Genomic DNA, 18,437 nt, shown 5'->3' with positions numbered 1-18,437 from the left:
AACGTGTGGAGCTGACGAATACTAATCGGTCGAGGGCTTATCCATTACCCAAGAAAGTGAAGAGAAGCTTCGAAGCTTACTCCTAGTACTTTCTCGAGGCCCGGAAAAAACGGGAAACTAATTCACGAACTTTACGCATGCATTTCGTATCTAGTTTTCAGGGTGCAAGCCACCTTGAAATGAAGTAGGATGTTTCTTGGCAGAAACATGCTTACGAAGTAAGCTTTCTGACGAAAGCTCTTAGTTTGGTGATGATGGCGGAAGGGAACCACGCGTACCCATACCGAACACGAACGTTAAGCCTTCCAGCGTCGATGGTACTTGGACCGAAGGGTCCTGGGAGAGTAGAACGTCGCCAAGCGGACATTCCCTGATAGCTCAGTTGGTAGAGCACTCGACTGTTAATCGAGTTGTCACAGGTTCGAGTCCTGTTCGGGGAGCCATATGCTTCCATAGCTCAGTAGGTAGAGTGCATCCATGGTAAGGATGAGGTCACCGGTTCGATCCCGGTTGGAAGCTCCAGTTCATGGCCCGTTGGTCAAGGGGTTAAGACACCTCCCTTTCACGGAGGTAACAGGGGTTCGAATCCCCTACGGGTCACCATTTCAACCTAAAAAAACATATGGAGGCTTAGCTCAGCTGGGAGAGCATCTGCCTTACAAGCAGAGGGTCGGCGGTTCGATCCCGTCAGCCTCCACCATAGTAATACGCCGTTGTAGCTCAATTGGTAGAGCAACTGACTTGTAATCAGTAGGTTGGGGGTTCAAGTCCTCTCGACGGCACCATCCATAATGGGGATTAGCCAAGCGGTAAGGCAACGGACTTTGACTCCGTCATGCCTAGGTTCGAATCCTAGATCCCCAGTATTACCACCCCAAAAAGTGACGTGAAGCTTCGTTGAGAAGTACGATTACTTTCCGGGCATGTATCATGAGCCATTAGCTCAGTTGGTAGAGCACCTGACTTTTAATCAGGGTGTCGAAGGTTCGAGTCCTTCATGGCTCACCATGTTTTTCTCAAGCGCGCGTATGGCGGAATTGGCAGACGCACTAGACTTAGGATCTAGCGGGAGACCGTGGGGGTTCAAGTCCCTCTACGCGCATTGCTTTTGCGGAAGTGGCTCAGCGGTAGAGCATCGCCTTGCCAAGGCGAGGGTCGCGGGTTCGATTCCCGTCTTCCGCTCCAATTAAGATTAGTGCCCTTAGCTCAGCTGGATAGAGCGTTTGACTACGAATCAAAAGGTCGGGAGTTCGAATCTCTCAGGGCACGCCATTAAGTACAATTGGATATTGCTTATGAAGTGAAGCAGTAGCTCACTCCATATACCATCGGGACGTAGCTCAGCTTGGTAGAGCACCTGGTTTGGGACCAGGGGGTCGCATGTTCGAATCGTGTCGTCCCGATTTTTCTTTATTTGCGGGTGTAGTTCAATGGTAGAACTCCAGCCTTCCAAGCTGGTAGCGTGGGTTCGATTCCCATCACCCGCTTAAAGCCAACCTTGAGAATCTCAAGGTTTTTTTTATTTTATTAGCCTCCTATAGCATCAACAGTTTGCATATTTCATGTTGATGCAACCTATCCCCGAACATAGGTAGGTCTTCGCCCTTATTGGATTCTGGTCAGTAAAGAAACAGAGGGGGGCGCTGATTTTGAGAATTGCAATTCGTTATAGTGATCATTTAATCGTGATTAAGAATGGAAGCATTTTTTATGAATAGCCAAAGGTAAGCCCCGGGATGTCATAACCGAAGAAGCCGTCAAAGCTATTTACGGAGTCGATGTTGTTCTGAAGATGACAAGGATACCGGCTTCTACCTGGTGCCCGTAGGGATATCATGAACAGGGGGCATTTGCGGCAATTAGGACTTATCTCGTTCAGTATAGCAGGCATTGCTTACTCCCCCTATCAGCTGCTGTTTGAGTATGCTACAAGCCGTCAGGTGATGGCGGAGGGCTCAAGTCGTCTACAGCACAAGCCTGAAGGAGGAACAGGACTGGGCACAGAGCATGTGGCAGGCCGAGGAATCGAACGAGATCCATGAGGTCGTGCGATTCCAGGAGTTGAAGCGGATGATCCCGGATCTTACCGGTTGGATCAGGGTGCAGGATACCTTAATAGGTTATCTGATCGTCCAGGCACAGGATAATGATTACCTTATCTACCTGCGATAGCACCTTGGACCCGGAAGCGAGCAGGCTTGCCGTGCATGCGAAGCTGGTAAAGCTGAATTAGGGTTTCACCTGTTTGGTCAAGGCTATCCAAAGGTTAATACAAAGGAAGAACGCTAAAGACCCTCGGCGGTCTTTTTCTTTATTGGGAGAGGAGCCATCATGAAGGAAAGGGATGTGAGCTTTTGACAGAGATAGGTTTTGCAGAAAAAACGGATTGGATGCACAATAGCTCAAAAAGGTGATCGTTCAGGCGAAAAGTAAGAAAATCTAACATTTCCTTTATAAAGTTACTGCATGGTAGCGCGGTATTGTGATAAAATATGCAGTATGACCAAGATGAGGATGGAGGAGAACCATGTCGGATTCAGGCAGCTTGATTAACAAACATACGTCGAACAACCTACTGCGCAGAGATGTAAGATTCTTGGGGCATATTCTGGGAGAGGTCCTTGTTCACCAGGGCGGTAACGAATTATTAGCCATCGTAGAGCAGATCAGAGAGATGAGTAAAAACCTTCGGGCCGAGTTTACTCCTGAAAGTTTTGCAGAATTTAAAGAGACGATCAACTCTTTGGCCCCTGAAAAGAGACATCAGGTGATTCGCGCTTTCGCTATCTATTTTCAGCTTGTGAATATAGCGGAGCAAAACCACCGTATTCGCCGAAAAAGAGATTACGAGCGTTCTGCGGGTGAAAATGTTCAGCCGGGCTCTATTGAAGATGTAGTGCGTGAGCTGAAGCAGCAGCAAATTCCGGCTCAAGAGGTTCAGGAAATCATTAAAGGCATTTCTCTGGAGCTTGTCATGACGGCGCACCCTACGGAAGCAAGCCGCCGTGTCGTGCTGGATATTCATCAACGGATCGCCAATGATGTTATGGAGCTGGACAATCCTAGCCTGACGTTCCGGGAGCGGGAGCAGCTGAGAGCCAATCTCCTTGGCGAGGTCGTTACCTTGTGGCAAACCGATGAGCTTAGAGATCGGAAACCGACAGTAATCGACGAAGTTCGTAACGGGATGTATTATTTTGACGAAACGTTATTCGACGTTCTTCCTGAGGTGTATCAGGAGCTGGAGCGGGTTCTTGCCAAGTATTATCCGGAAGAGGATTGGCATGTGCCGGTTTACATGAAATTCGGTTCCTGGATCGGCGGCGACCGTGACGGTAACCCTTCGGTAACCTCGGATGTAACCTGGGAGACGTTAACGATGCAGCGTCAGCTGGCTCTCGAGAAATACGCGGAGCTGCTGCAAAATTTCAAGAAGCATATGAGCTTCAGCAAAAATATCGTGGAAGTGACGCAGGAGCTGCTGGACTCGGTTGAGAAGGACCGTCAGCATGTGGAGCTTCGTTCGAACGAAGTATGGCGCAATGAAAAAGAGCCTTACCGGATCAAAGTCACCTATATGATTGAGAAGATTCTCCGTGCGGCTGATCCTGGCGCAAGCCCGGCTCAAAAATATAACAATCCGGAAGAGTTCCTGAACGATCTGAAAATTATTGAACGCAGCCTCCGTAATCATTATGCGGATTTTATTGCAGATGAATACGTTGTGAAGCTGATTCGCCAAGTCGAGCTGTTCGGATTTCACCTGGCGTCTTTGGACGTTAGACAGCATAGTAAAGAGCATGAAGCGGCCATGGCCGAAATTTTGGCCAAAATGAGCATCTGCCCGAATTATGCGGAGCTAAGCGAAAGCGATAAAATCAGCCTGCTGACCAGCCTGCTGAATGAGCCGCGTCCTATCACTTCTCCGTACATGGATTATTCGGAGTCTACGCTTGAATGTCTGAACGTGTATAGAGTCATTAAAAAGGCTCAGCAGGAGTTTGGCCGCAATTGTATTACCAGCTATTTGATCAGTATGACACAAGGTGCGAGCGATCTTCTCGAGGTGCTGGTATTCGGCAAGGAAGCCGGCTTGTACCGCCAAGAGCAGGACGGTTCCGTAACCTGTACTCTTCAATCCGTACCTTTGTTTGAAACCATCGATGACCTGCATGCAGCTCCGGACATTATGCGTACATTGTTCAAAATTCCGGCGTACCGCAACAGCTTGAATAGCACGAACCAGCTGCAGGAAATCATGCTCGGCTACTCCGACAGCAACAAGGACGGCGGCGTGATTACAGCGAACTGGGAGCTTCGCGTGGCTCTGCGCAGCATTACGGAGGCGGCGAAGGAATTCGGCGTGAAGCTGAAGTTCTTCCATGGCCGCGGCGGCGCATTGGGTCGCGGAGGGATGCCGCTGAACCGCAGTATCCTGGCTCAACCGGCCGATACGATCGGCGGCGGAATCAAGATTACGGAGCAGGGAGAGGTATTGTCTTCCCGTTATTCCATGAAAGGCATCGCTTATCGCAGCTTGGAGCAAGCCACTTCAGCCCTTATCACCGCTGCGTTGAACGCCCGCAATCCGCAGGCGGAAGTAACTGACCCGCAATGGGAAGAGATTATGAAGAATATTTCGGAGAATGCTCAAACGAAATACCAGGATCTCATTTTCCGCGATCCGGATTTCATGACCTTCTTCAAGGAATCTACGCCTCTGCCGGAGGTAGGCGAGCTCAATATCGGCTCGAGACCTTCGAAGCGCAAAGGAAGCGACAAATTCGAAGACCTTCGCGCTATCCCTTGGGTATTTGCCTGGACGCAAAGCCGTTACCTGCTGCCGGCATGGTATGCTGCGGGAAGCGGACTTCACAGCTATTACCAAGGCAAAGAAGAGAACCTGGCTGTTCTGCAGGACATGTATCAGAACTGGTCGTTCTTCCGTTCGCTGATCGACAACCTGCAAATGGCTCTTGCCAAAGCCGACCTGCTGATTGCGAAGGAATACGGCAACATGATTAAAGATAAAGCTATCGCCGAACGGATTTTCAATCTGATCAGTGAAGAATATGATCGCACTTCGGCGCTCATTCTGAGCATTACCGGCCAGCAGGAAATTCTCGATAATGTTCCGGTAATCCAGGAGTCGATCCGTTTGCGCAACCCTTACGTTGATCCGCTAAGCTACATGCAGGTTCAACTGTTGTCCGAGCTTAGGGCACAAAGAGAACAAAGCGCAGACGACCCGTTACTGCTTCGGGAAGTGCTCTTGACGATTAATGGTATTGCTGCAGGGCTTCGGAATACGGGCTGATGGTTGCAGATGCCCTTGTTGTTTCCAAGCTTTAGCACCGGTTATAGTCGGGTGGCCTCATGAGGCCGCCCGGCTTTATTTTTTTGAAACTTTGTTTACGAATCATACGTAGGATTGGGATATAGGGCTTGAAGGGTGCTGCATTCCTAAGAGACTGTTATGAAGAGCCATGCCGTAAACAGAACCTGATATGGGGAATCCCTTGGCTGCAGGGGGCAGATAAGTCGAAATGCCGATTTTTTCATTAAATTGGAAAAAGGGGAAGGTGGAGTGAATAGCCCGTCCGTTCGGGATTCGCACGATTTCGACAAAGATTGACCGCTTTTTTGCAGATTTTTGGTTCTGTTTTTTGGAAAAACTGTACATGAGGTGCAGTCGTTTGGTATGATTTTCATATTGGCAGGAATCATTCACGTGAAATACGGGAAGTGTCCTAACGGTTCCAAGGAGAGGATTCGAATTGGGATCGGAAGTCTGGAGGAATGTCGTTTGAATGAAATGGATGTTAGGCTCGCCAAGCTGGCGCGGAAGGGAGATCGTGTCGCCTTCGCCGAGCTGGTGGAGCTGTATAAGGATAAAATTTTTCACCTTGCGAACCGGATGCTGCATAACCGTCATGAGGCGGAAGAGATCGTTCAGGAAACCTTTTTAAGAGTATATACGAATCTTGAGCGGTACGATGAAAATCAGAAGTTTTCGACCTGGATTTACCGGATTGGCACGAACCTCTGCATTGACCGTCTCCGCAAGCGCAAAGCCAATTATTCCCTTGATGCCGAAATGAATGACGGAGAGGGAACTGATTGGTATGCGATGCTTCCAAGCAATGAAGATACGCCGGATGATCAGGTTGTGTTAAGCGAGACACAGACAGAAATCCGAAAGTCGATCGAAACGCTCCCCGAGAAATATAAAGCGGTTGTCATCCTTCGTTATTTGCAGGATTTGTCGCTACAAGAAATCAGCGATGTACTGGCCATGCCGGTGACCACTATCAAGACGAGACTGCACCGCGGCAGGGAATATTTACGTAAAAAATTAGAGACGATTTTATGATTTTCGGTGAAACAAATTGAATCGTCATACGTACTGTACTACACAAGCTTTCAAGGACACAGAAAGGAGTGGCTCAATATGGATTGCACGGAGGCCCTTCCTTTAATGCACGAATATTTGGACGGCGAATTGAAGGGCAGTGAAGCCTTAGCGTTAAAAGAGCACTTGCTTGCTTGTCCGGCTTGTAGGGAGCGCCTCAAACAGCTTGAAAAGGTCGAAGCGCTCATTCAAGCGTGGCCAGAGCAAGGTGTACCGTCCGGACTGACGGAGCGCATTATGCAGGCTTTACCCCCAGAAAAACGCAAAAATCCTTGGTGGCAGTGGGTTCGCCGTCATCCGGCCGCATCGGTCGCGGCAGTGTTTTTGCTCGTGATGATGGGCAGCTTCATGTCATTATGGAATGAGGATACAGAGCTTCTGGTGAAGGGTTCGGATCTTCAGTCGGTCGTCATTAAAGGAGACACGGTTTATGTTCCGGCAGGCAGCACGGTAGCCGGGAATTTAATGGTAGAAAACGGAAAGCTGCAGGTGGATGGAGACATTAAGGGCAACATTGTCGTCATCGACGGCTCTGTGGTTATGGCTTCTACAGCCCACATTTCCGGTCAGATTACCCAGGTAGATCAAGCATTCAGCTGGCTTTGGTATAAAATGAACGAATGGGCTACCACCATATCTCAATCCAAATAGTTCATCCGAACTATTTTTCGAAAATCCTCCCTAATTAACAGTGTGAAAGGGAGGGTTTTTTGTTCATATTGTGGTATGATGAAATGAAGGGATTAGAGACAAAATATAGCCAAATCCCAAGTTGGGGGCCAGTGCCATGGATTTCATAACTGCCATCAGTCTAAAAGACATTGTCGATATACTCATTGTAAGCTACGTCATTTATAATTTAATCATATTGGTCCGTGGGACAAGGGCCGTACAGCTTCTCCAGGGGATTTTTATTGTCGTTCTAACCTGGGCGCTTAGCATTTGGTTCAAGCTTAGCACGCTTCAGTGGATGATGAACCAGATGTTCACCTTCGGAGTGCTTGCGGTCATCATCATTTTCCAGCCGGAGCTTCGCAAAGCGCTGGAGCAGCTGGGCCGCGGCACACTGTTCAGCCGGTCCGTCTCGGAGGACGATCAGGAGCTGAACCGGAGGCTCGGTGAAATTCTTAAAGCAGTGAATTATTTGGCACGCAGAAAAATAGGGGCGTTAATCGTTTTTGAACGGGAGACCGGCCTGAAGGATTACATAGAATCCGGTATTTCCATCGAATCGCATATCAGCTCGGAGCTGCTGATTAATATCTTTATTCCGAACACGCCGCTGCATGACGGTGCGGTGCTGTTAAGGCGCAATCAGCTTATGGCGGCCGGCTGTTATTTGCCGCTGTCGGAGAACCCTTTTATAAGCAAGGAGCTGGGCACACGCCATCGCGCGGCGATCGGCATGAGCGAGGTATCCGACGCCATCTGTGTCATTGTGTCCGAAGAAACCGGACAAGTGTCTCTCGCCATGAACGGGCATATTCTCCGGGATATTAAGGAGGAATCGCTGCTCTCCAAGCTGTATGAGGAGCTCAAATCAAAGACGAAGACCAAGGAAAAAAGCTCCATTTGGAAATGGAGGCTGCGGTAATGATGGATCGTTGGCTGCGCAACACGAATGTAGTGAAAGTTATTGCGTTAATAATAGGCATTTTGCTGTGGGCCGTCGTTCATATGGAGGACAGCTCGCTTCCTGGAACGGGAGGCACCGGAGTTAGGGAAGAGAAAATCTCTAACGTTTCGGTTACTCCGAAATACGACAGCAATCAGTTTTATATCGAATCCATTGATCCCGCCCAGGTCGTGCTCACGATATCCGGCAAGGATGCTGCGCTTAAGAAGGCGTTAAGCACAAGTAATTATTCCGTGGAGCTCGACTTGACAAAATATGGCAAAGGTGAACATATACTAACCTTGACGCCTGTAGGCTTTCCAAATAACGTTACGGTCAAGGTCGCCCCTGCTACGGCGAAGGTCGTCATCGATGAAAAGTCGAATAAGCAGATGCCGGTTACGGTCAATGTCACGGGAATCCCTGCTGTAGGTTTGAAGGCGGGACAGCCGATAGTCAAGCCGAATAAGGTTACGGTAACGCTGCCTAGCGGAAGTATCGACTCGATCGAATCCGTTAGGGCGGATGTTAGCGTAGAGAAGGCTCAATCTCCGGTATCGAGCAAAGCCCGCCTTGTTGCTTACGACAAGGATGGGAAGATCATGGAGATGGCGGCGATCAATCCGGCCGTAGTGGAAGTGGAGGTTCCGATCACCAGTCCGTTTACGAGCGTTCCGCTTCAGCTGAAGCTGGTCGGGGAGCCGCCGCGGGGCTTGAGTGTCGGGTCGCTGCAGCAAAATGCGGATAAGGTCACGGTATACGGCCCCCAAGATGTGCTTAACCGTCTCGAATACTATGAGGGGCCAAGCGTCAATCTGGGGGATCTGAAGGAAGAGAAGGAATACACGCTCACGCTGGATATTCCGCTGCGTAATAAAGTGACGCAGCTGGATCCCGCGAAGGTGGAAGTGAAGATCAACATTGTCCCTTCGGTTACGAAGACGTTAGAACAGATTCCGCTGTCGATCGTCGGACAGAATGACGGGTTCAATACGAAGGTTGCGGTACCGGAGAACGGGAAAATCAATCTGGTGGTCGAGGGAGCCCAAGCCTTGTTAGATAAGGTTAAGGCTGCGGATGTTCAGGCCATTCTGGATGTCAGCAATCTGCCGCCAGGGCGCCATGAGCTGCCGGTCGTGTTCAATCTGCCGACCTTTATCAAGAAAGGGCCGCAGCAGGACTTCAAAGCGACAGTTGAGATCAGCGCCAAACAGCAATAATATAACAGATAACGGATCGAAATATAGGATATAGCATGGGATTAAGAAAGGGAGAGTCTAATTCATGGGGAAATATTTTGGAACTGACGGTGTTAGGGGCGTTGCCAATCAAGAGCTGACGCCCGAGCTAGCTTATAAGATCGGCCGCTGCGGCGGTTACGTATTGGCAGGACAAGTGGAGAAGCCGAATGTCGTTATCGGCCGAGACACCCGTATTTCAGGTACGATGCTGGAGGCAGCGCTCGTAGCGGGACTTTTGTCGATTGGAGCTAATGTTATACGGCTTGGGGTTGTTTCGACTCCCGCTGTCGCCTATTTGACCCGTCTGCTGAAGGCGGATGCCGGCGTCATGATTTCGGCTTCCCATAATCCTGTAGAGGATAATGGAATCAAGTTTTTTGCCGGAGACGGTTATAAGCTGTCTGACGAAACGGAATTGGAAATCGAACGTTTGATGGATGCTCCTGTAGATGAGCTGCCGCGGCCGGTTGGCGGTGATCTGGGAACGGCGGTTGACAATGAACAAGCCAAATACCAATACTTGGATTACATCAAGTCGACCGTGAAATCATCCTTCCAAGGGTATAAAGTCGTTCTGGATTGCGCAAATGGTTCGGCCTACGAGCTTGCTCCGAAGGTGTTCGAGGCTTTGGGCGCGGAAGTGATCACCATCGGCGCAGAGCCTAACGGACGCAACATTAACGACCACTGCGGGTCGACGCATCCCGAAGGATTGCAGAAGGCTGTCGTTGAGCATCAAGCGGCCTTGGGTCTGGCCTTTGACGGCGACGCCGATCGCTTGATCGCGATTGACGAGAACGGTGTGGAAGTCGATGGAGACTTCATCCTTAGCATCTGCGGACATGCGTTGAACCAAGCAGGCAAGCTGAATCACAGCACGATTGTAACGACTGTAATGAGCAATATCGGCTTCTTCAAGGGCATTGAGTCGGTAGGCCTGAAGGCCGCTAAGACTGCGGTAGGCGACCGCTACGTGATGGAAGAGATGCGCAAGGGCGGTTACAATCTGGGCGGAGAGCAGTCCGGCCATGTGATCTTCCTCGACTACAATACAACCGGAGACGGCATTCTAACTGCGCTGCAGCTGATGGATACGGTAGTTCAATCCGGCCAAAAGCTCAGCGATCTCAAAGGCATTATGCGCAAATATCCGCAAAAGCTTGTTAATGTTCGCGTGGCGGACAAGAGCAAGTGGAAAGAAAACCATGCCATCGATGAAGCGATCCGTAAGGTGGAAGCGGAGCTTGGAGATAATGGGCGCGTGCTTGTAAGACCATCCGGCACCGAATCCTTAATTCGTGTCATGGCGGAAGGCCCGGACAAGGCCCAAGTGGAAGCTTATGTGCAGGATATTGCCGATGTTATTCAAAAAGAGCTGGGCTAATATTTTTATAGATTAGAAGGTTAGAAGATTCTCTAATGTGACACATTAGAGGATTTTTCTATTTTTTCACTGACATATGAAAGCATCATGAAAATATAAGTTGCACATCGCCTTCAAAATGAATAAGATGATAATATGCTTTTTACTCCGGGATAGAAAGGTGGGCAGAGGTTGCAAGTACTAACAGCGCCAGAACTTATGAGGGTATCTACATAGGTAAGAGTTCATGAACGTGTGGACCAGGACGATCTATTGACCAGATAGCCGCTTATAAGTTGACGAGGTGAAGGTGTTCGAAACATTCGGCGGGGACCTTCCGGTAGGCGATCACTACCGTAGAAGCTGAAACGCAAAACGTCGGGGCGACCTGACGCACAAGGGTTCAGCATGACGAGGAAAGACATGACGGTTTTTTAAAATAGCAGGAGGTTCTATCCCTTATGTGTGGTATCGTTGGATACGTTGGCAAACGTAATTCTCAAAATATATTAATTGAAGGCTTGAAAAAGCTAGAATATCGCGGTTATGATTCCGCAGGTGTTGCAGTATTTACAGAAAACGGGCTGCAGGTGAAGAAGTCCAAAGGCCGCTTGGCTAATTTGGAATCCAAGCTGGATGAAGCGCCATTGAACGGATTTATCGGAATCGGCCATACGCGTTGGGCCACTCATGGCAAGCCTTCGGATGTGAATTCCCATCCTCATACGGATAACAGCAATAAGTTTTCTGTTGTTCACAATGGGATCATTGAAAACTATGTAGCTTTGAAAGAAGAGCTGATTGCAAAAGGACACGTATTCGTCTCTGAGACCGATACAGAAGTCATTTCGCATTTGATCGCGGATCTGTACGACGGCGACATCGTCAAAGCCGTGCAGCAAGCGGTACAACGGATGAGCGGCGCTTTTGCCTTAGGCGTGCTGACGGAATACGAGCCTGAGAAATTGGTCGCTGTACGTTTATCCAGCCCGTTGATCATCGGCGTTGGCGAAGGCGAGAACTTCATTGGTTCCGACATTCCTGCGATTCTGGATTACACTCGTAACGTGTACATCCTGAATGATGGAGAAATGGCCGTTTTGACGAAAGACGGTGTCGAATTAATGACTTTGGAAGGGAATTTTATTTCCCGGGAATTATTTTATGTCGATTGGGACATTATGACGGCGGAAAAAGCCGGATTCGATCACTTCATGATGAAAGAAATTCACGACCAGCCGAAGGCATACCGCGATACGATGGGAGCTCGTCTGGACCCGTCCGGTACGAAGGTGATTCTGGATGAAGTGAAGATGACGGAAGAGCAAATCCGTTCCATCCGCAATGTTCATATTATCGCATGCGGTACGGCTTATCATGCAGGCTTGGTCGGCAAAAGCGTCATTGAGAAGCTGTCCAGAATTCCAGTGGAAGTGGATGTTGCTTCGGAATACCGTTATCGCGAGCCGATCATCAACAAAGATACGCTGGTTATCGTCGTAAGCCAATCCGGTGAAACCGCGGACACTTTGGCAGCCCTTCGTGAAGCTAAGCGCAACGGCGCATCCGTTCTAGCTATCACTAACGTGGTAGGCAGCTCGGTTGCCCGCGAAGCGGATCATGTGATCGTTACTTGGGCAGGTCCTGAGATTGCGGTAGCTTCGACCAAAGCTTATACTTCCCAGCTGATCGCGTTCTATTTGTTCGGTCTGTACTTGGCACAAACGTTAGGTACGAAGGATCCAAGCTATATTGCGGACGTCATCTCCGAATTGAAGCTGCTTCCTGAGAAGGTAGAGCAAATTCTGGAGAAGGCTGAAAGCATCAAGGAATGGGCGGAAGAAGTAGCATCCCATAACAACCTGTTCTTCATCGGAAGAGGACTGGACTATGCCGTGGCCTTGGAAGGCTCCTTGAAGCTGAAGGAAATTTCTTACATTCACTCTGAGGCTTACGCTGCAGGCGAATTGAAGCATGGTACGCTGGCTTTGATCGAGGAGGGTATCCCTGTTATCGCTCTGGGAGCACAGGAAGATCTTCTTGAGAAAACCATCAGCAACATTAAAGAAGTGAAAGCGCGCGGCGCTCATGTATATGGAGTGAACATGGAAGGCGACACCGAGCTTGCCAAAGCAGTTGACGGATTGTTCACCATTCCAAGCACGTTGCAGCTTCTGAGCCCGGCCTTATCCGTTGTTCCTTTGCAGTTGTTGTCTTACTATGCTTCTCTTGCCCGCGGCAACGATGTCGATAAGCCTCGTAACTTGGCTAAGAGCGTGACGGTGGAGTAGTGTCCGAAGTTCTAGACTAAAAATTGTCCAGTGATAAAGATGTCGTGAACCAGTAAAAGATGTCGTGAACCAGTAAAAGATGTTGTGAACCAAAAAAAGATGTCATGAACCGATATGCAAGATGATTCAGCATCTAGAAGGGAGCCCGAGGGAAATGATTCGTGGCTCCCTTTTAATCTGTTAAGAAATCAGTATATACAAGGACTTCACGATCGGTGGTGAAATTGTTGAGTGACATTGGCTATAGAATAAAATGTATCCGCAAAGAGAACAATTTAAACCAAGTTCAGTTTGCAAAAAGTATAGGAATTTCTCAAGGGAATCTTAGTGAAATTGAAATGGGAAATAGTAATCCGTCTGCGGAAACGCTTATATCTATACGAACACAATACAACGTAAACTTAAATTGGTTATTAACCGGTGTGAATTCGGAAGATGGTATAACATATGAAGATGAGATTGAAAAAAACTTAATAGATGTGTTCAGAAATCTTGATGATTACCATAAAAACGAAATAGTTGAAATAATGCGCCTTAAATTGAGATTGAGGTCATTAATTGATTAGTTCTAAATCTGAAAGGGATTTTCCAGTTAAAACCGGTGACATGTGGGGCATTGTTTAGGCAAGTATTTTGCTCTAACGTATCTCTGGTAGGGAAAACAGCGACAGTCCGACTCATTTGGCAACAAGGTTAAGTGGTTCGGTTATAAGCTTCATCTGGCTGTTGACACGACAAGTGAGCTGCCGATGGCGCTCTCCATTACACCGTCTTATGTTAACGACGGCGATATAGGACCTGTATTTATAGAACAGGTGGCTGGCATGAAAGTGAAATTATTATGCTTGATGCTGGTTATGACCAACTGAAAAATTTCGAAGCAGCTAAGAAACGTCAAGGCCCAGGCCAAATCATACTTTGATGATTCATACATAGCCGCTTTGATTGATTTTCCCAACGGTCATTGTCCTACGAAAATATAGACTAAGACTGATTTGTTTCTAAACCTTCTTCAATTTTTCCTATTATGATTATAGTTTTGTTGTTCCGCAAATAGTACCAGCTGGTTGGGTATAAATGATTAAGTCCCTTATGTTTCCTTCTTATATTCTATGTTGATCCATTGGCTGTAATGTTGCTCGATTTCTTGTGTGTAGACATAGGTTTTTCTTTTCAAGTTATGTATTGTAGCTTCATCAAGTCTATAAATTTTATAGTATACATCTGCTCTAATAGCGGCGTACGTGAGTAAAGCAGATATCATTCTTGCGCCATGAGCAATTTCCAAAGAAATTCTGCGTTCATGTTCCCGCCTATTCCTGTCCCAAATGATTCCGATAGCATCACCGTCCATATGGACAAGATGGCTTCCGATACCATAATCATGATAGGTGGAAACAAGAGTATCGTACGCGGGTTCGCCACTCGAAGAGAGTGATCGGACAATTTCGCTAAATGACCATTTCTGTTCCAATTGTTTCCTTGTTTTTTTGGGATATTTGGACTCCAATTCGGACAGTTCATTATCTGGTAACGTTATATCCCTCATGGGTCTAAAAGCATCCATATTTGAATCGGCATTTTTTACGGATAATAAATCTTCCGCTTTTTTGTGCCTGCTGATCAACTTCATCTCGGGAATCACATTCCAGAACTCGTTGCATTTTTCCAAAATTTCATGTTCATTGCCTTGAGCAACAAACATTAGTTTTATTGTCCCTTCCAATACAGTTCTGTAAAGTATATGAGCATCCCATAAACGGTATTTGCTTATCAGCAACAAGGCACTTTCACTGGTTGAAAAGCAAGCGGTAAACAAATTTGAAACAACAAATTGAATCAAATCGGGAACACCGGATTGATCTTTGTAGAGGGGAGTGCAGATACTCAAAGACTCCCTCAATAATTGTGATGCTTGGTTAGCCAAACTGTTAAGTGCATGCTGAAGTTCATCAGTATTCATATTTGCTCCCTCGTTTAATAAATCTTTCAAAGAATGAACAGAAACAAATTGACAAAATAGCCAACCGTGATATAATTTTCAATAGTCGGGAAGCACCCGCAAAAAGTCCCTTGTACATTGATGTGTACAGGGACTTTTTGCTTTTTGAAAGATGACTGTTTTCATACATAGAGATTCGGATCCAGTTCATTTATAAACGGTGATATGGGGGTTACTGCCGAAAGCGTGAGTGTCAATCGTGCTCGTGTCATAGCCACATATAGTTTTTTACGTTCCGTTGCCTTGAATGATTCAGGATCATCACCTGGATCCATAATTCCAAACGGAATTTTTCCATTCTGCAGTCCGGTAACTATGACATGTTCAAACTCAAGTCCTTTTGAAGAGTAGAACGTTACCAATTTCACCCCAGGAACCAGAAAGTTGGCTTCTTCGGACTTTATATGGACACTTCCAACTCCGTTCTGGGAAAGGGCGTTTTCAAATTCGTTCAATCGCTCTTGAGAATAGGCTATAATAGCGATTGAATCGTTCGGATACTTATTCCTCAATTGTTTCACTTTTCGAAGAACTGAGCTTATTTCATTTCCCATGTTATCAGATATAATGAGTTCCGGCATGGGACCGTTGTTATCGGGATCTTGCGTAGGCAAAAAATCTTCATCAGCCAATAATTGCTTGTCATGCGACTGCAAACTACGTGCCAATTGAATGATTTGTCTGGTTGACCGATGAGTGATCCCCAAGAGTTTGCTTCTTGTCCCTCGAATCTCAATGCCTACACTTTTCCAAGTGAATTGTCTTCGATATATTTGTTGTCCTTTATCAGCTGCTATTGTAAGGCTTTTGGCAGTCAACAGTTTGATCGCCCGAAATTGTGCTGGTGTAAGGTCTTGAGCCTCGTCAATTAAAACATGGCTTGTCATTTTATCCTTCGTTATGAGATGTGCATTTTTGATGATCAGCAATGCAATATCATCAAAATCAATGTAGCGTTTGCTCCTCAACAGCTCCTGGTACTTCTCGTAAATATCGTAAATGGATTCCCGATGGCTTCGGGTGATTTGAATTTGAGTGCCACGACCGGTTCTTTGAGCACTCAGGTATTCCGTGCGGCTTTGAATGGCATTGTTCTTGATCCATGCAATTTCCTCGGAAAGAAAGTTTATCAACGCTTGTTCCGCACTTTGTCTGGCGGCCTGGATATGAGGCAAGTCAGGGTTCCCATATTTTTTTACTGTGTTTTTGGCCCATTTGACGTAAAACGGTTTATCATCCGTTATTCGAAAATTAGAAATTCCGGATTCCCGTAGCAACATGGAACCCCATTGATGAAATGTCAATGCTCCGACAGGTTCCTCCTGCGAAGAACGCGCCATCTGAGTGATATAAGTCGCCAAAGCCTTGTTATATGTCAGAACGAGCACCTTTGGACCATTTGTGATTTGCTCGCCTTTTTTCTGAAGAAACAATGCTCTCTCAATGATAACCGTTGTTTTACCGGCACCCGGGATTCCTCGAATCAACAGTTCACCGTCGGGGCGAAAATTGACACAGCTTTCTTGTTCGGGTGTAAGTTTGATTATTTTGACTGCCATGACATGTCACTCTCCGAATGGGTATCAATACTCTTTTTCGAACATTTCCCAAAGTTTCTCGCGCAATTCTTGTTCACTTGTTTGTTGCCTCAATCTGGCATGGTCTATGGATGCTGCAATTTCATCATCAATTTGCGTTTCCGGATCATTGCCGAGATTGGCTGTCGGTACAAGGTACTCTAAATATTCTGTGTTTTCTCCCTTGCAGTTTCCAAAGAAATCTTCGGAATGAATGCCAGGTCTTCCGATTACGTACAATCGCTCTTGGGCCCGTGTTATGCCAACATATAAAAGCCGCCGTTCTTCGTCCAAATTCGGCTGACTCCCGTGAGGAAATGAACGGTCGCCAAGATAAAGTAAAAATACTACTCGAAACTCTTCTCCTTTGGCTGAATGAATCGTTCCGATTTTCAGACGAGTGTTTCCTTGTTCGTCGTTCGCATCATCGGCGTTCATGTTATCGAACAGGTAGTCAACCGCTTCGTAACAATAGGAGGCGCCTGAATCGAGAGCTTCTCTGATGCATGATCGAAATTGATCGATGGTCATGTTGTTCGGCAAGGAATCATCGATATTTTCAGACAATAGACTCTCCAGCGGTCTTGAATAAAACTCAGGATCCTGGCACAGATCGTAGAGAAACTGAAGATGTTCATAACGTTCCTTTTTTGATTGCGTCGACATTAAATCGATTTTGATTCCACGGAGCTCCAGTGCGTTCTTGACAGACAGAGCCTGGGGGGAATACTCGGAATCTTTTCTTACCAAAACGGCAATATTGTCAACGTTTTCTTCATTCAGCAACCTGTCAATTTCTTTTGCAACGAAATCCGCTGCCAGTTCAAGTCTGGGGGCATACACAAGTTTAACCGGAAAATTTTGATTTCGGTACAAGACTATTTTTTGTTCGGACACATCGGAGGCCGGTACAAGTTTGCGGTCATCAGTCAAGTTTTTGCGAATCCGGTTTGCCAAATCCAAAATTGGCCCGGAGGAGCGATAGTTTTCGGTCATACCGATGCTTGGCAAAACATTTACGTTCGTTTGGAAGGCTCTCGATAGAAAGTTTGTCATACTAGTTGCACTGGAGCCGTTAAATGTGTAAATGGTCTGATCCATGTCCCCGACAACATTGACGGGTATGTCATTGCCTGCCAGTTGGAAAAGTAGTTTTTCTTGTGCCCGTGAAGTGTCTTGATACTCGTCAACTACTATTACTTTCAGATTTTCTACGATTATTTTTCGAGTTTCACATGTTGATTGCGATAGAATTCGAATAGCCTCGACGATCAGTCCCGAGAAATCGATGATGTTGTAATGTTTAAGCATTCTCTCGTATCTGCGCCATGCAACAACGACATCTGAAGATCTCAATCTTTCTCGGGCATTTTGACCCATTTCGACCTCAATCAGTACATCTTGAGCCAGATCACCGGGACCCAACAAAGGGTCCGTTTCCTCCGAGCCTTTTCGCAAGCAGTCAATAGCCGTCATGCAAGCTTCCCAAGCAGTCTCCCGATCAAGGTGTGAAAAAACTCCTTCAAGCAAAGAGATTCTTTTCTTGTAAATCGGGCTGCTGCCGAAAGCATCCACGATATCGAAACCAGGTTTCAACCAAGTTTCTCCCAAGCCGGCAGCGATCCGAACGATACGGAACGCGAGACCGTGGAATGTATACGTAGGGACGGGGCTTCCAGATCCATTTATCTTGCAAAACTCATTCAGTTTCTCGATCAACCTTGAACGGGCTGTGCGTGAAAACGAAATGGCCAAGATCGAACTCGGCGGAATATGAAGTTCGGATTGCAAGTAATGAATGCGGGCGGCAAGCGTGCTTGTTTTCCCCGTGCCTGCCGCGGCGTTGATTGCAATATGAGCCAATGGAGCACGTATGACCCGATTTTGTGTTGCATTGAAAACAGTCATCGGATTGCCTCCAAATTGAGAAGATGGA

Annotated in this window: 12 protein-coding genes, 12 tRNA genes, 1 rRNA gene and 2 pseudogenes; 24 read left to right on the top strand and 3 right to left on the bottom strand. The window is 47.1% G+C overall.

Annotated features, from left to right (window positions below):
* Positions 1 to 244 precede the first annotated feature (244 nt).
* The 24 genes and pseudogenes from rrf to B1728_RS37510 form a co-directional block, all read left to right on the top strand.
* A 5S ribosomal RNA gene (rrf, locus tag B1728_RS33840) occupies positions 245 to 361 on the top strand.
* A gap of 6 nt (positions 362 to 367) precedes the next feature.
* Positions 368 to 443, top strand: a tRNA-Asn gene (locus B1728_RS33835).
* 3 nt (positions 444 to 446) lie between these two features.
* Positions 447 to 522, top strand: a tRNA-Thr gene (locus tag B1728_RS33830).
* Between the two features lie 6 nt (positions 523 to 528).
* Positions 529 to 603 (top strand) — tRNA-Glu (locus B1728_RS33825).
* A gap of 21 nt (positions 604 to 624) precedes the next feature.
* Positions 625 to 700 (top strand) — tRNA-Val (locus tag B1728_RS33820).
* A 9-nt stretch (positions 701 to 709) separates the two neighbouring features.
* Positions 710 to 785: transfer RNA gene (locus B1728_RS33815), tRNA-Thr, on the top strand.
* 7 nt (positions 786 to 792) lie between these two features.
* Positions 793 to 864: transfer RNA gene (locus tag B1728_RS33810), tRNA-Gln, on the top strand.
* A 68-nt stretch (positions 865 to 932) separates the two neighbouring features.
* Positions 933 to 1,008, top strand: a tRNA-Lys gene (locus B1728_RS33805).
* Between the two features lie 14 nt (positions 1,009 to 1,022).
* Positions 1,023 to 1,102, top strand: a tRNA-Leu gene (locus B1728_RS33800).
* A gap of 8 nt (positions 1,103 to 1,110) precedes the next feature.
* Positions 1,111 to 1,185 (top strand) — tRNA-Gly (locus tag B1728_RS33795).
* 10 nt (positions 1,186 to 1,195) lie between these two features.
* Positions 1,196 to 1,272, top strand: a tRNA-Arg gene (locus tag B1728_RS33790).
* Between the two features lie 57 nt (positions 1,273 to 1,329).
* Positions 1,330 to 1,403 (top strand) — tRNA-Pro (locus tag B1728_RS33785).
* Between the two features lie 13 nt (positions 1,404 to 1,416).
* Positions 1,417 to 1,487 (top strand) — tRNA-Gly (locus tag B1728_RS33780).
* Positions 1,488 to 1,658: 171 nt separating this feature from the next.
* Positions 1,659 to 1,839: pseudogene (locus tag B1728_RS37130) on the top strand (ABC transporter ATP-binding protein); the annotation flags it as partial.
* Positions 1,836 to 2,042, top strand: coding sequence for a hypothetical protein (locus B1728_RS36490; protein ID WP_179136309.1), 207 nt, complete (start codon positions 1,836 to 1,838; stop codon positions 2,040 to 2,042). The pseudogene B1728_RS37130 and the gene B1728_RS36490, both read left to right, overlap by 4 nt.
* A 485-nt stretch (positions 2,043 to 2,527) precedes the next feature.
* Positions 2,528 to 5,317, top strand: coding sequence for a phosphoenolpyruvate carboxylase (gene ppc / locus B1728_RS33770; protein ID WP_079914827.1), 2,790 nt, complete (start codon positions 2,528 to 2,530; stop codon positions 5,315 to 5,317).
* Positions 5,318 to 5,806: 489 nt separating this feature from the next.
* The gene (gene sigW, locus B1728_RS33765) at positions 5,807 to 6,373 is read left to right on the top strand and encodes an RNA polymerase sigma factor SigW (protein WP_079914831.1); all 567 of its coding nucleotides are present in this window, start codon (positions 5,807 to 5,809) and stop codon (positions 6,371 to 6,373) included.
* A 78-nt stretch (positions 6,374 to 6,451) separates the two neighbouring features.
* Positions 6,452 to 7,063: a zf-HC2 domain-containing protein gene (locus B1728_RS33760; RefSeq protein WP_079914826.1), complete on the top strand. Its 612-nt coding sequence runs from the start codon at positions 6,452 to 6,454 to the stop codon at positions 7,061 to 7,063.
* Positions 7,064 to 7,199: 136 nt separating this feature from the next.
* A complete protein-coding gene (cdaA, locus tag B1728_RS33755) occupies positions 7,200 to 8,006 on the top strand; it encodes a diadenylate cyclase CdaA (RefSeq protein ID WP_079914825.1) in 807 nt (268 codons plus the stop codon).
* Positions 8,006 to 9,247, top strand: a complete 1,242-nt coding sequence (locus tag B1728_RS33750) for a CdaR family protein (protein ID WP_256865621.1) — start codon at positions 8,006 to 8,008, stop codon at positions 9,245 to 9,247. Before cdaA ends, B1728_RS33750 begins: the two co-directional genes overlap by 1 nt.
* A 64-nt stretch (positions 9,248 to 9,311) precedes the next feature.
* Complete coding sequence (gene glmM / locus B1728_RS33745; RefSeq protein ID WP_079914824.1) at positions 9,312 to 10,652, top strand: phosphoglucosamine mutase; 1,341 nt, start codon at positions 9,312 to 9,314, stop codon at positions 10,650 to 10,652.
* 440 nt (positions 10,653 to 11,092) lie between these two features.
* Positions 11,093 to 12,922, top strand: a complete 1,830-nt coding sequence (gene glmS / locus B1728_RS33740; protein ID WP_079914823.1) for a glutamine--fructose-6-phosphate transaminase (isomerizing) — start codon at positions 11,093 to 11,095, stop codon at positions 12,920 to 12,922.
* A gap of 227 nt (positions 12,923 to 13,149) precedes the next feature.
* Positions 13,150 to 13,488, top strand: coding sequence for a helix-turn-helix domain-containing protein (locus tag B1728_RS33735; protein WP_179136308.1), 339 nt, complete (start codon positions 13,150 to 13,152; stop codon positions 13,486 to 13,488).
* Positions 13,489 to 13,596: 108 nt separating this feature from the next.
* A pseudogene (locus B1728_RS37510) lies at positions 13,597 to 13,830 on the top strand (transposase); the annotation flags it as partial.
* 182 nt (positions 13,831 to 14,012) lie between these two features.
* Here the strand turns inward: B1728_RS37510 and B1728_RS33725 are convergent.
* The 3 genes from B1728_RS33725 to B1728_RS33715 form a co-directional block, all read right to left on the bottom strand.
* Positions 14,013 to 14,885, bottom strand: coding sequence for a DUF5677 domain-containing protein (locus B1728_RS33725; RefSeq protein WP_079914821.1), 873 nt, complete (start codon positions 14,883 to 14,885; stop codon positions 14,013 to 14,015).
* A 161-nt stretch (positions 14,886 to 15,046) separates the two neighbouring features.
* Complete coding sequence (locus B1728_RS33720) at positions 15,047 to 16,483, bottom strand: UvrD-helicase domain-containing protein (protein WP_079914820.1); 1,437 nt, start codon at positions 16,481 to 16,483, stop codon at positions 15,047 to 15,049.
* Between the two features lie 24 nt (positions 16,484 to 16,507).
* Entirely contained in the window at positions 16,508 to 18,409 is a 1,902-nt protein-coding gene (locus B1728_RS33715; RefSeq protein ID WP_079914819.1) for an ATP-dependent helicase, read from the bottom strand.
* Between the last annotated feature and the right edge of the window lie 28 nt (positions 18,410 to 18,437).

Origin of the sequence: Paenibacillus sp. 32352, from assembly GCF_002042965.1 — a bacterium.
Classification (GTDB): domain Bacteria; phylum Bacillota; class Bacilli; order Paenibacillales; family NBRC-103111; genus Paenibacillus_S; species Paenibacillus_S vulneris.
This window is presented reverse-complemented; position numbering and strand designations above follow the sequence as displayed.